The 14,672-nt window shown below is 67.7% G+C and carries 3 protein-coding genes; all 3 read left to right on the forward strand.

Annotated elements, in window-relative coordinates; all coding sequences use genetic code 11:
- The first annotated feature begins 4 nt into the window (after positions 1–4).
- Genes BFF94_RS32535 through BFF94_RS32545 form a run of 3 tightly spaced genes read left to right on the forward strand, consistent with a single transcriptional unit; the run spans position 5 to position 14,630 of the window.
- Positions 5–1,621, forward strand: coding sequence for an MBL fold metallo-hydrolase (locus BFF94_RS32535; protein WP_128851277.1), 1,617 nt, complete (start codon positions 5–7; stop codon positions 1,619–1,621).
- Between the two features lie 41 nt (positions 1,622–1,662).
- Positions 1,663–5,523 carry a non-ribosomal peptide synthetase gene (locus BFF94_RS32540; RefSeq protein WP_246637470.1) on the forward strand — a complete coding sequence of 1,287 codons (3,861 nt, stop codon included), beginning with the start codon at positions 1,663–1,665 and terminating at the stop codon, positions 5,521–5,523.
- Positions 5,520–14,630: a non-ribosomal peptide synthetase gene (locus BFF94_RS32545; RefSeq protein ID WP_128851275.1), complete on the forward strand. Its 9,111-nt coding sequence runs from the start codon at positions 5,520–5,522 to the stop codon at positions 14,628–14,630. Before BFF94_RS32540 ends, BFF94_RS32545 begins: the two co-directional genes overlap by 4 nt.
- Positions 14,631–14,672: the final 42 nt, after the last annotated feature.

The raw sequence follows: 14,672 nt of genomic DNA on the forward strand, positions 1-14,672 counted from the left end.
TTCGTTGACTATTTCGTCCAGCACGCAGGTCTACCTGCGACAAAACATCCAGTTCGAACCGCTGATCAACGGCTGGTACGCGTGGTTTCACACGCTTCCGCCGTTGACCGCCGCACTCAACGTGGCCGAGCGGTTCCTGCCGCTGATGAAGTCCTATGCCGCATCGCCGATGATGCATGCGGCGGCGTGCAAGGATCCGGCGATGCGCGGCGGCCCGTTCCTCAACCTGGACGGCAAGCGCGTCGACGAAATCCGCGCGCTGATCGAGCAGACCACCCGGCGCGCGACTCAACAACTGGAACTGGCGAAGGCCTACAAGGCGTTCTCCACGCTGCTGCTGGAACAGGCCAGGGGGATGGCTTCGGATCCGCTCTACCCCGAGATTCCGGAGGTGTTGAAAGGCTATGTCGAGATCTACTACGACCTGAACCACAACCCGTCCTTCCGGATCTTCGAGAGCTTGCTGTACGCGAGCCCGCTCTATGCGCGCGATGCGCAGAGCATCGCGCTGTCGGCGATCGAGGAGCACACGCCCCGGCCGTTCATTCTCAGCACGCCCCGGCTCAGCGACGAGCGCACGCTGTTCTGCAACATGGCCTTCGACGATCGCGCGCTCGACGCGCTGTTCCGCATGCGCGACACGCCCGGCAGCTACGCGAAAATCGTTGACCTGATGCGCGTGGAGGAGAAGGACGAGCCGCTGTTCCGCTCCTTCTTCGTCGAAGAGGCGCCGGCGCCGAAGCCGGATCGATCGTTCGATGGCGACGACATCCGCATCCGTTACTACGGTCACGCGTGCCTGCTGGTCCAGAGCCGCGGCGTGAGCATCCTGATCGATCCGGTGATCAGCTACGGCTACGACACCGCGCTGCCGCGCTATACCTTCGCCGACTTGCCGGACCAGATCGACTACGTGCTGATCACGCACAGCCATCACGATCACATCGTCCTCGAAACGCTGCTGCAGCTTCGCCACAAGATCAAGACCGTGGTGGTCGGCAGGAATCTGGACGGTTTTCCGCAGGATCCGTCACTGCAACTGGCGTTGCGCAAGCTCGGCTTCGACGACGTGCTGGAAGTCAGGGATGCTCAGGAAATCAAGGTGACCAACGGCGCCATCACCGCGATTCCGTTCCTGGGCGAACACAACGACCTGGCGATCCAGAGCAAGCAGAGCTTCATGATCCGCTTCGGCACGCGTTCGGTGCTGTGCATCGCCGATTCGTGCAACCTGGACCCCACCCTTTACGAGCATGTCTTCCGCCTCGCCGGCAAGCCGGACACCCTGTTCGTCGGGATGGAAACCGAGGGCGCGCCGCCGTCATGGGTCTATGGCCCGCTGTTTCCCAAGGCGCTGCCGCGCGACATCGATCAGTCGCGCCGGGCGCGCGGCTGCCAGTTCGGCGAGGCCGCCGCGCTGGTGGACGACTTCGCGTTCAACGCGGCGTATGTCTATGCGATGGGTCAGGAGCCATGGCTGAACCACCTCCTCGACAACACCTTCGACGAAAACTCGCCCAGCCATATCCAGTCCACCCAGTTTGTCGCGCACTGCAAGGCCAAGGGCGTCGATTCCGAAATCCTGTACGCGACGAGGGAGATCGTGCTTTGTCAGAACTGAATCTCAACGCGCTCTCGACCAGCGGGCAATACCAGGAACACGTGGCGTTCTGGAGCGATGCGCTCGGTCGCATCGACGAAGACTTCCGTCTTCAGCAGGCGTGGCAGGCCTATGCACTGCCGCTCGGCCCCACGCCGGCACTGACGTTCGAACTTGACGGCGACGAGGCGCAGGTGCTGGAGAAGCTCGCTGCCGGTCAGGCGCTGGGCGCTTTCGTCGTGCTGCTGGCGGCGCTGTTCCATGTATTCAGGCGCTACGACGGCACGGCCGGCCTGTTCGTGGAGTCGCCGCGCCTGAGCGTCGAACCCGCAAGCGGTCCCGCCGGCCCCGTCCCGCTGCTCGACGCCGTCCGGCCCGGCCCCACGGTTCGCGCGTATCTGAACCAGGTTCGCGACACGGTGCAGCGCGGCTATTCGTATCAGGATTTTCCGATCGCGGCCCTCGCGCACAAGCTGCATGGCGAACGCCGCGCGACCAACGTCGGCGTGCGCTTCGACGGCCTTCACGAAGCGTGGGCGTCGGCGGACTACGACCTGTCGATCGAGATCCGGCATCGCGAGCGCTACGAGATCGTGCTGACGGGCCGGCCGACGGTGTTCACGCTGCATTATCTCCAGCATGTCGCGCGACACCTGCGCAACGTCCTGGCCGGCTTCGGCACGCTGGACGCCCCGCTCGACACCGTCTCGCTGCTCGACGACGAAGAACGCGCGCGCCTTCGTTCGCATGCGGCGCCCGTCGCGGTGCATGGCACCTTCCTGGCGCAGTTCGCGCAACGGGTCGCGGCCACGCCGGACAGCATCGCCGTGGCGACCGCCGACGCATCGCTGACCTACGCCGAACTGGACGACCAGGCGTCCCGGCTGGCGAGCTTCCTGCTCACGGAATACGCGATCGAACGCGGCGACGTGGTGGGCGTGGTGGCCGACCGTTCCGAGCGCTGGATCGTCGGCATGCTCGGCGCCCTCAAGGCGGGCGCGGTGTATCTGCCGCTCGACCCGGAGTTTCCGCAGGAGCGCCTGCGCTTCATGATCGAGGACGCGAAGGTCAAGGCGTTGCTGACGCACTCGGAACACCTGCCGCTGCTCGCCGATTTCTGGGCGATCCCGATGTTCGCCCTCGACTTTCAGCTCGACACGCTGGAACCTGCATCGGCGTCGACGCAGGTCGAGGTGCGGCCGGACGATGCGGCGTACATCATCTACACCTCCGGCTCCACGGGCGTGCCCAAGGGCGTCGTGCTCGAACACGCAGGCCTCCTGAACATGGCGCAGTACCATGTGGACGCCTTCGGTTTCGATGCCGCCGATCGCTTCGTGCAGTTCTACTCCCCGGGCTTCGACGGCTCGATCATGGAGATTTTCGTCACGCTGCTCGCGGGCGCGCGCCTGGTGCTGGCGAAGCCGGCCGTGATCCGGGACGTGCCGCGTTTCGTGGAATATATCGCGCAGCAGGGCGTCACCACCGTCAACGCGACGCCGGCCTATCTCGCCGGGCTCGACTGGAACGCGCTCGGCGCCGTGAAACGGGTCATCAGCGCGGGCGACAACGCCCGCGTGGCGGATCTCCGCGAGCTGGCCCGCACCCGCTCGTGCCACAACTCGTACGGCCCCACCGAGGCAACCGTCTGCATCGCGGACTATGTAGTCGACCCTGCAACCGCCTACGGCAGCCGTCTGCCGGTAGGCCGGCCGATCCACAATACGCACCTGTACCTGCTCGACGAGCACGGGGCCCTGGCTCCCGAGGGCTGCACGGGTGAGATCTGCGTGTCCGGCATCGCGCTGGCGCGCGGCTACGTCGGCCGGGACGACCTGACTGCCGCCGCGTTCGTCGACCACCCGTTCGAGGCGGGCGAGCGCCTCTATCGCACCGGCGACCTCGGCGTCTGGCTGCCGGACGGCAACCTGGAAGTCACCGGGCGCCGCGACATGCAAGTGAAGATTCGCGGCTATCGCATCGAAATGGGCGAAATCGAAGCGGCGCTCAGGCAGCACGCCGACGTCACCGACGCGATCGTGTTCGTGCGCGAGGACACGCCGCAGCACAAGCAGCTGGTGGCCTGTGTCGAGACGGCGACGGCCAGCGTTGCCAGCCTGCGGGAATACTTGAAGGAACGCCTGCCCGAGTTCATGGTGCCGGCGTCGATCGTGACGCTCGAACGCCTGCCGCTGACGCCGAACGGCAAGCCCGACCGCAAGGCGCTCGCCGCGCTGGAACTGGCGCCCGTGCCGAGCGAAACCGCGTACGCCGCGCCGACCAACGACGTCGAAGCGCGCCTGCGCAAGATCTGGTCCGAGGTGCTGGGCCGCGAGCCGATCGGCGTGCACGACAATTTCTTCGAACTGGGCGGCGACTCGATCCTGATCATCCAGGTGATGTCGCTGGCCCAGCAAGTCGGCCTCAAATTCACCGCCGACCAGTTTTTCGCGCATCCGACCATCGCCGAGCTCGCCCGGGTTGCCGTGGACGCGCCGTCGATCCGGATTTCGCAGGAGCCGGTGGTCGGCCCCGCGCCGCTGACGCCGATCCAGCATTGGTTCTTCGCGCAAGACGTGGCGGATCCGCACCACTACAACCAGTCGACCCTGATCGAGGTGCCCGCGTCGCTGCGGCCGGACGTGATCGAGCACGCGCTGGCGGCCGTCGCGACGCATCATGACGCGCTGCGGCTGGGTTTCGAGCGCGTCGACGGCGCGTGGCAGCAATCGCATGCGGCGCCGCCGCTGGCGATCCCGCTCGGCGTCACGTCGCTGGCCGGCGCGGCGCCCGCCGCACGGCAGGCCGAGATGCTCGCGATCGCCACCCGCATGCAGGAAAGCTTCACGTTGTCCGCGCCGCCGCTGCTGCGCGCCCACCTGTTCCAGTTCGGTCCCGACGCGCCGCAGCGCCTGCTCGTGGTGGCGCATCACCTGGTGATCGACGGCGTCTCGTGGCGCATCCTGTTCGAAGACCTGTACGCGGCGTGCCGCCAGCTCGAAGCGGGCGAAGCGGTGCAGCTCCCGGCCAGGACGACGGCCTGGCGCGACTGGTCGACGCGCCTGTCCGAACTCGGCGCGACCGCGCTCGACGGGCTGGACTATTGGCTCGAGGCGAACGCCGAAGAACAGGCGAGCTTCGACGACATGCCGGTCGGCACCGTCGCCGAAGCCGGCTCGACGGTCATCGAGTTCGACGCCCAGCAGACGCTCGCGCTGTTGCAGGACGTGCCGCGCACGTTCAATACCCAGATCAACGAAGTCCTGCTGACGGCCCTGCTGCTCGCGTTCGGCGACTGGACCGGCAACGCGTCGCTGGTCGTCGATCTCGAAGCCCACGGCCGCGAGGATCTTTTCGACGGCGTCGATACGTCACGCACCATCGGCTGGTTCACCGCGCACTATCCGGTGTTCCTGAATGCTGGCGACGCGAGCGTGGCGGTCGAGGCGTTGCGCCACGTCAAGGAGCAGTTGCGCGCGGTGCCGATGCGCGGGCTCGGCTACGGCATCGCACGCTACCTCGGCAAGGACGCCGGCATCGCGGCGGCACTGGAACGGCAGCCGCCGGCGCCGGTGCGCTTCAACTATCTCGGCCAGATCGATCGCGTGCTGACCGACGACACGCGCTGGAAGCCGGTGCTCGACTTCCAGAGCCCCGAGCACAGCCCGCGCGCGCGGCGCGGCCATCTGTTCGAGATCGACGGGATGGTGTTCGACGGCCGCCTGCGCCTGACGTGGCACTACAACCGCGAGGCCTGCGCACCCGGCGTCATCGAGCAGCTGACGCAGTGCTATCGCAGCCGCCTGCTGTCGATCGTCGCGGCGAGCGGCGACGACCCGCGAGGGCTGAGCCCATCGGACTTTCCGGCCGCGCGCATTAGCCAGGAAGCGTTGGACGCGCTTGTCTCAAGGATCAAATCGTGACATCCCCCACCATTGCCGATATCTACGAGCTCTCCCCGATGCAGGAGGCGATGCTCTTTCATGCCGTGCACTCGCCCGGCACGAGAAGCAGCTTCAATCAGCTCAGTTGCCGGATCACCGGCAGCCTCGACACCGCGCTGTTTCATGCCGCCTGGCAGCAGCTCATCGATCGGCATCCGGTGATGCGCACGTCGTTCCATTGGGAAGCGTTCGACAAGCCCATGCAGGTCGTGCACGCGCACGCCACGCTGCCGTGGGTGCAGGACGACTGGCGCGACCTGCCGGAAGACGAACAGCGCACGCGCTGGAGCGCGCATCTCGAAAACGACCTGGCCGAGGGCTTCGCGCTCGATCGTGCGCCGCTCGTGCGCTGCCGCCTGGTGCGCGTCGCCGCTCACGCGTACCTGTTCAGCTGGAGCCACCATCACATCCTGGCCGACGGCTGGTGCCTGTCGCTCGTCATCGAGGAAATCTTCCAGGCCTATGGGGCGCTCACGCGCGGCCTGCCGCCGGCGCTCCCTCCGGTGCGCCCCTACCGCGACTATATCCAGTGGCTGCAGCAGCGCGAACCGCAGGCCGCGCAGCAATACTGGACGCGCTATCTCGAAGGGTTCCACTCGCCGACCCCGCTGCCCACGGCAGCGCGCGCGGAAACGAGCGAGCGCTTCGGCCAGGGCCTCGCGCAAGTCCAGGCCGACCTGTCGGCCGACCTGAGCGCGCGCCTGCGGCAATTCGCGGCCCGGCATCACGTCACCCTCAACACCCTCGCGCAAGCAGCCTGGGCGCTCGTGCTGTCGCGCTACAGCGGGGAAACCGACGTGGTGTTCGGCGCCGTCGTGTCCGGACGGGGCGCCAACCTGCCGGGGATCGAAACCATGCTCGGCCTGTTCATCAATACGGTGCCGGTGCGGGTGCGGGTCGACCCGCGGCAGCCGCTTGGAGCCTGGCTGAAGATGATCCAGGCGCGCGTGGCCGCCCGTGCGCAGTTCGAGCACACCCCGCTTCCCGATATCCAGCGCTGCAGCGAAGTGCCGCTGACTACGCCGCTGTTCGAGAGCAACATCACGTTCATGAATTACCCGCTCGATGCGTCGCTGACGCACGGCGCGCACGGCCTGGCGGTCGACGAGGTGCAGCTCTACAACCGCGCCGACATCCCGCTCGAATTCGTCGTGACGGCGCGCGACGACTGGAAGATGGAACTGTCGTTCGATCCGCGGCGCTTCGATGAAGACACCATGCAGCGGATGCTGGGCCACGTGGCCGCGACGCTCGACGCATTCGCGGCCGATCCGAACCGGCTGCTCGGGCGCCTGCCGATGCTGCCCGAAGCCGAACGCCGGCAGTTGCTGGACACCTTCAACGACACCGACGTGCCGTTCGACGCCGCGCGTACCGTGGTGCATCGCCTGGAACAGGCCGCGGCGGACCACCCCGAGCGGCCGGCGGTCGAGTACCGGGATATCGTCCTGAGCGCGGGCGAACTGAACGCCCGCGCCAACCGCACCGCTCACCGCCTGCTGGCCGCCGTTGAACTGCAGCCGGACGCGCTGGTCGCAATCTGCATGCACCGGTCGGAGCGGCTGATGGAGGCGATCCTCGCGGTCTGGAAGTGCGGCGCCGCCTATATTCCGATCGACCCCGACTATCCGGCGGCCCGCATCCGCACCATTCTCGAGGATTCCGGCGCCGCCCTCGTCATTACCTGCGACGGCCTCCTGCCGCCCGAGCTGGCCGCGCTCGCGCCGGTCGTGTCGCTCGACGCCGCCACCGATGGCGTCGACGACGCCAATCCCGGCCGCCCCGTATCACCCGACAGCCTCGCCTACGTGATCTACACGTCCGGTTCGACCGGCAAGCCCAAAGGGGCGATGGTCGAACACGCCGGCATGCTGAATCACATGCTCGCCGAGATCGACGAGTTTTCGATCTCGTCGTCGTCGGTGATCGCGCAAACCGCACCGCATTGCTTCGATATTTCGGTCTGGCAATTTTTCACGGCGCCGCTCGCCGGCGGCAAGACCGTGATCGTCGACGACGAGTGCATTCGCGATCCGGCGTCGTTCGTCGCGACCCTGGAAGCCGCCCGGATCAGCATCCTCGAACTGGTGCCGTCCTATCTGTCCGCCGTGCTCGACCATGCGTCGGAACGCCCGGCGCTGATGCGGCACCTGCGGCACCTGCTCGTCACCGGCGAGATGGTCAGCCCGGCCCTGGTGAAACGGTGGTTCGACGTGTTCCCGGACATCGCGGTGGTGAACGCGTACGGCCCGGCGGAAGCGTCCGACGACGTCGCGCAGCACCGCATGACGTGCGCGCCGACCACGCCTTACGTACCGGTCGGCAAGCCGATCCGCAACGTGCGCCTCTATGTCGTCGACCCGCAGATGAACCTGTGCCCGATCGGGATTCCCGGCGAACTGTGCGTGTCCGGCGTCGCCGTCGGCCGCGGCTATCTCAATAACGAAGCCGGCACGCGGGAAGCGTTCCTCGAGGATCCGTTCCGTCCGGACCGCGGTGTACGCATGTACCGCACCAGCGATATCGGATGCTATCTCCCCGATGGATCGATCGTGCTCTACGGCCGCAAGGATCATCAACTGAAGATCCGCGGCTACCGCATCGAGCTCGGGGAGATCGACAACGCGCTGGCCGCCATTCCGGAAATCCGCCAGGCGGCCGCGCTCGATTATCGCGACGCCGCCGGCCGCGCCGCGCTGTGCGCGTATGTCGCATTCCGCGACGGCGCGTCGCTGAGCGACGCGGAGATTGCCGCCGCGTTGTCCGCCACGCTGCCGGCCTACATGGTGCCCGGCATCTACGTGGTGCTCGACGCGCTGCCGTTGAGCGGCAACGGCAAGATCGACCGCAAGGCGCTGCCTCCGCTGGACCGCTCGCGGCTGTCCGCCGAGGGACAGGCGCCGACGCTGCCCCGCACGCCCACCGAGACGCTGCTGTGCCGCATCTGGGGAGAAGCGCTGGGCATTCCGTCGCCGGGCATCCACGACAATATCTTCGCGCTGGGCGGCGATTCGATTCTCAGCATGCGCATCGTGTCGCTGGCCGCCAAGGCAGGGCTGAAGCTCACCACCCGGCTCATCTTCCAGCATCCGACGGTTGCCGAACTCGCCGCCGTGGCCACCCGCGGCACGCTTGGCGCGGCGGAGTTCGTCGCGTCGTCCGGCCCGCTGCCGCTGACGCCCATCCAGAAGGATTTCTTCACGCAGCGCAAGGACGACCCGGACCAGTACAACCAGGCGGTCCTGCTCGACGTGCCGGCGGATTTCGATCCGGTGTTGCTGCGCCAGGCGCTGCGGCACGCGATCAAATGGCATGACGCGCTGCGGCTGCGCTTTCGTGCGGGCGAGTCCGGCTGGATCCAGGAAGTCGTCGACGATCCGGAGATCCCCGTCGGCGTGTTCGAGATCCGGCGCGATCAGCTCGCGCAGCACGTCGCGCAATCTCATGCGAGCCTGAATCTGTCGGATGGCCCCGTCGTGCGCGCGGACCTGTTCCGCCTCGACGAAGGAAGCTCGCTGCGTCTGCTGCTGGTTGCCCATCATCTGGTCATCGACGGCGTGTCGTGGGGCGTGCTGCTCGAGACCGTGTACGACGCCTATACCCGCCTGCGCAACGGCCAGGCGCCCGAATTCGCGGGCGGCGGCGCGACGTGGACCGCCTGGACCCAGGCCATCTCGAATTGGGCCGACTCCGGCGCCGCCGATGCCGATATCGCCCATTGGCAGGCGCTGGCGCGTGCCACCCTGCCCGGCCTGCCGCTCGATCGCGCCGCAACGGCCGACGCCAATTCCGTGTCGTCCGCCGAAACGATCGTGGTCGAGCTGGGCGAATCCGCCACCGCGGCCTTGCTGGGCGCCGCGCCCCGGGCGTACGACGCGCAGATCAACGACGTGCTGCTGGCCGCGCTCGCGCGTGCCGTCAGCGACTGGAGCGGATGCGCCGACGTGCTGCTGGATCTCGAAGCGCACGGGCGCGAGGAACTGATCGCGGACCTCGACATCTCGCGCACGGTGGGCTGGTTTACGTCCCTCTTCCCGGTCGTGCTGACGGTCGATGCCGGCTCGCACGACCCGGCTCGCCTGGTTGCGTCGATCAAGACGCAACTGCGCGCCGTCCCGAGCGCGGGCATCAGCTACGGTCTGCTGCAAGAGCGGCTCGACGGTCCTGTTCCGCGGCCTCGACTGCTGTTCAACTACCTGGGTCAGACCGACCAGATGCTGAACGCCGCACGCGACTGGAAACAGGCCGCGGAATCAAGCGGAGACGGCCGCAACGGGAACCAGCTGCGCGAGCACCTGCTCGACATCAACGCGTACGTGACCGGCAACCGCCTGCACGTTGCGTGGGAGTTCAGCCGGGCCTGCCACGACACGGACACCATCCGGCGCGTCGCGCAAGCCTACCTCGCGGCGCTCGAATCGCTGGTCGCCGACCATGCCGTCCAGATCGCATCGACCCGGCCCGCGTCGGGCCAGCCGGCGAATGCGCTGCCGCAGGCGCTGGCCTCGGTCATACCGGACGAGATCGCCGACGTCTACGCGCTGACGCCGACCCAGCAGGGCATGCTGTTCCACAGCCTGTACGAACCGGCGTCGGATGCCTATTTCAGCAGCCTCGATTTCCGTATCGACGGGGCACTCGACGTCGAACGGTTCCGCCGCGCGTGGGATGCGGTGGCGCGCCGGCACGACATCCTGCGAACCTCGTTTCACTGGGAAGAAATCGAAAGCCCGGTGCAGGTCGTGCATCGCCGTATCGACTTGCCCTGGCATGACGAGGATCTGCGCGCGGCGTCCGCCGAGGAGGCGGAACGGCGTTGGGCGGCCTACGTGGCGCAAGACCGCGCACGCGGCTTCGACTTTACCCGGGCGCCGCTGATGCGCGTCGCGCTGTTCCGGCTGGGCGATCAGGCATGGCGCTTCCATTGGAGCCATCACCACATCCTGCTCGACGGGTGGAGCTCCGCCCGGCTCCTGAGCGAAGTGGCGGCCACCTATCAGGACCTGGCGGCCGAAGCCGCCCCGCAGCGCGCCGCGCCGCCCGCCTTCGCCGATTACGTGCGCTGGCTGGCGCGCCAGGATGCCGCCGCCGCGGAGCGCTTCTGGAAGACGAAGCTGGAAGACTTCCCGACCACGACGCCGCTCGTGCTGGGACGCCCCGAACTCGACGGCACGGCCGCGCCGGGCGCCTACGTGGAAGAGCAGCTGCTGCTCTCCGAAAGCGACACGCGGCGGCTCGTCGCCTTCGCGCAAACCCGCCGCGTCACCCTCAACACGCTCGCCCAGGGCGCGTGGGCGCAACTGCTGGGCCGCTATAGCGGTGAAGCGGACGTCGTGTTCGGCACGATCGTTTCCGGTCGCCCGGCGTCGCTGCCGGAATCGGACGAGATGGTCGGGCTGTTCATCAACACGCTGCCGGTGCGGGTCCGCATCGACACGCGCCCGACGTCCGCGTGGCTCGCCCAGCTGCAGATGGATCTCGCGCAGCAGGAGGAGTATGCGCACTATCCGCTGGCCGACATTCAGAAATTCGCCGGCCTGCCGCCCGGCGTGCCGCTCTTCGAAAGCCTGCTTATCTTCCAGAACTATCCGGTCGAGGAAGCGCTGGCCGATGCGCTGCCCGGTCTGCGGATCGGCGAATTCCAGGTGTCCGATCCGAACAATTACCCGCTGACCCTGGTCGTGACGCCGGGCAAGCGCCTGTCGCTGCAGGTGCTGTACGACGATGGCCGGTTCGACCGCGACACGATCGTCCGCCTGCTGCGCCATGTCGAAACCCTGCTCGCCGGCCTTGCCGGTGCGGAAGATCGCCCGAACGGCAGCATTCCTCTTCTTACCGCGGCCGAGCGGGACGCGATCCTGCTCGACTGGAACGATAGCTTCGCGCCGGTTCCGTCCGACCGGACGCTGCCCGAGCTGATCGAGGCCGCGGCCGCCGCTCATCCGGAGCGCATTGCGATCCGCTGCGGTACGGAGGTCCGTACCTATCGGGACCTCGTCGAAGGCGCCAACCGGATCGCCGGTCATCTGCTGCAGCGAGCGCCGATTCAGCCGGACGACCGGATCGCCGTATGGATGCCGCGCTCGCCGCTGATGCTGGAAACGATCCTGGCCATCTGGAAGTGCGGCGCGGCGTACGTTCCGGTCGATCCGGCCTATCCGGCCCAGCGGGTCGAGACCATCCTGACGCTGGCTCGGCCGACGGTCATCGTCGCCACGGACTGCGTGCCGCCGCCGGCCCTGGCGTCGATCCCGCTGGTCGATCCCACCCGGTTGCCCGACCGTCACGGCGCCGGGGCACCGGCGCCCGTGACGCCGCGTTGCCGGCCGGTGGACCTGGCCTACGTGATCTTCACGTCGGGTTCGACCGGCCAACCCAAGGGTGCGATGGTCGAGCATCGCGGCATGCTCAATCACGTGCTCGCCATGGCGCGCCGGGTCGAGCTCGGCGCGCAGAGCGCGGTCGCGCAGACCGCTTCGCACTGCTCCGATATTTCGGTCTGGCAATGCTTCGCGGCGCTGGTGTCGGGCGGCACGACGGTGATCTACCCCGATGCCGTGATCCTCGAGCCCGCGCGCCTGATCGACAGCCTTCACCGCGATCGCATCACGGCGATGCAATTCGTGCCGTCCTATCTGGCGACCTTTCTCGGCGAGCTGGAAAGGCACGCGGCACCGGCTTTCCCGCACCTCGAAACGCTGCTGACCATCGGCGAAACCCTGCAGCCCGCCTCCGCGCGAGCGTGGTTCCGCCTGAATCCGGGTGTCCGGCTCATCAACGCCTATGGGCCGACCGAAGCGTCGGACTCCGTGGCGCACTACAGCATGGCGTGTGCGCCGGATCTGCCGGCGATTCCGATCGGCCGACCCATCGAGAACCTGCGCCTCTACGTCGTGGATGCCGACATGAACCTCTGCCCGGTCGGCGTCAAGGGCGAGATCTGCATCGGGGGAGCCGGCGTCGGGCGCGGCTACCTGTTCGACGAAGCGCGCACCCGGGCGGTGTTCCGCGACGATCCGTTCAGTCCGGAACCGGGCGCGCGCCTGTATCGCACCGGCGATATCGGCTGCTTCGGGCCGGACGGCAATCTCCACTTCTTCGGACGCCGCGACTTCCAGGTCAAGATCCGCGGATACCGCATCGAGCTCGGGGAAATCGAAGCCGCCCTGACCGGTCTCGCCGGCATCTCCAACGCCGTCGTGGTCGTCCGCGACGCGGCGGGCGCGGAAAAAACCCTGTGCGGCTACGCGTCGGGCACCGGCTGGACGCCCGCGCGCCTGCGCCAGGCACTGCGCGAAAAATTGCCGGCCCATATGGTGCCCGACACCTTGATGCTGCTGCCGGCACTGCCCGTCATGCCGAACGGCAAGATCAACCGTGCCGCGCTGCCGCTCCCGGAAGCGGCGTCCGTGCCCGACGGCGTGCCGGTCGAACCGCAGACGCCGGTCGAAGCGGCGCTGCTGCGCATCTTCGCCGAGGTGCTCGGCCGCCAGCCGAACGGTGTCGACGACAATTTCTTCGAGCATGGCGGCCAAAGCCTCAAGGCGATCCAGATGGTCAGCCGGATCCGGCGCGAACTGAAACTGGACGTCGCGGTCGCCGATATCTTCCATGCGCCGTCGCCGCGCGCGCTCGCGCAGAAGCTTGCGTCCACCCCGGCCTCCTCCGCCAGCGCCGAGGCGATCATTCCGGCGCTTGCCGCGCAACCCTCGTACGCGGTGTCTCGCGCTCAGAAGCGGATCTGGCTCGCCAGCCGCGGCGCGGATCCGTCCACGTACAACATGGCAGGGGCGCTGCAGCTGGACGACGCTGTCGATACGGCGCGCCTCGTCCGTGCGTTCGACATGCTCGTCGATCGCCACGAGAGCCTGCGCACCGTGTTCGCGATGATCGAAGGCGATCTGCGGCAACGCATCCTCACTCGCGAAGCCTCCGGTTTCCGGGTCGAGCAGGTCGATCTCGCGGACGATGCCGGGCCGCAAGCCATCGATGCGCTGATCCGCGCGGAAAGCGAGCAGCCATTCGATCTCGCGTCGGGACCGCTCTTTCGCGTCAAGCTGGTCCGGCTCTCGCCGGAGCAACACCTGCTGCTGCTGAACATGCACCACGTGATATCGGATGCGTGGTCGATCCGCGTGCTGACCGACGACCTGCATGCGCTGTATGCGGGACGCGACCTGCCGCCGCTTTCGATCCAGTACCGCGACTACGCCGCGTGGCACAACGCCAGCCTGGAAGGCGCGCGTGCCGCCGCGGATCGCGCGTACTGGCTCGAGCAACTGGCGCCGCCGTTGCCCCGCCTGCAACCGGCATCGGACTACCCGCGCCCCGAGCGGCTCGGCCATGCCGGGCAGACGCTCGAAGTCGAACTGTCGGCCCCGCAGGTGGAAGGGCTCGCGAAGCTGGCCCGCGCTCACCATACGTCGCTCTACGCGGTGCTGCTGGCATCGTTCTGCGTGCTGATGCACCGCTACACGGGGCGTGAGGACATCGTCATCGGCAGCGTGTCGGCCGGGCGCGACAGCGAACAGCTCGAAGCGCAGATCGGGGTATTCCTCAACACCGTCGTGCTCCGCGTCCCGGTGCGGAAATCCGCGACCGTGGACGAGGTGATCGACGGGGTGGCGAAAGCCTCCACGCAAGCGCTGGAGCACGCGTCCTATCCGTTCGATGTCCTGCTGGAAGATCTCCGGATCCGCACCCCGGCGGGCCATTTCCCGATCTTCGACATTCAGGCGAACCACATTTCGATGCCGGCGCCTCAGCCGGGCCTTCGCATCACGGACCGCTCGCAGACGGACACCACGGCCAAGTTCGACCTGTCCTTCCAGATCGTGGAAAGCGACGGCAGGCACCTCATCCAGTTCATCTACAACACGCACCTGTTCCGCCCCGCGACCATCGCCGCGATGCGCGATCGACTGCTCGAGATCCACGACGTCTTTCGCCGTGATCCGACCACGCCGGTCGATCGTATTTCGCTCTCCGGCAATGCGCCCGCCGCCAGCCCGAGGGTCCGGGTCGGCCTGCGCCTGAAGCGCGCGCCCGAAGTCACCGCCGACGACGCACTCGAGGAGAAGACGTGATGCGGGCCGGCCGGGGTTCGAGCGGCGGCCGCCATGCGGCCT

Source organism: Burkholderia catarinensis, from assembly GCF_001883705.2.
GTDB classification, from domain to species: domain Bacteria; phylum Pseudomonadota; class Gammaproteobacteria; order Burkholderiales; family Burkholderiaceae; genus Burkholderia; species Burkholderia catarinensis.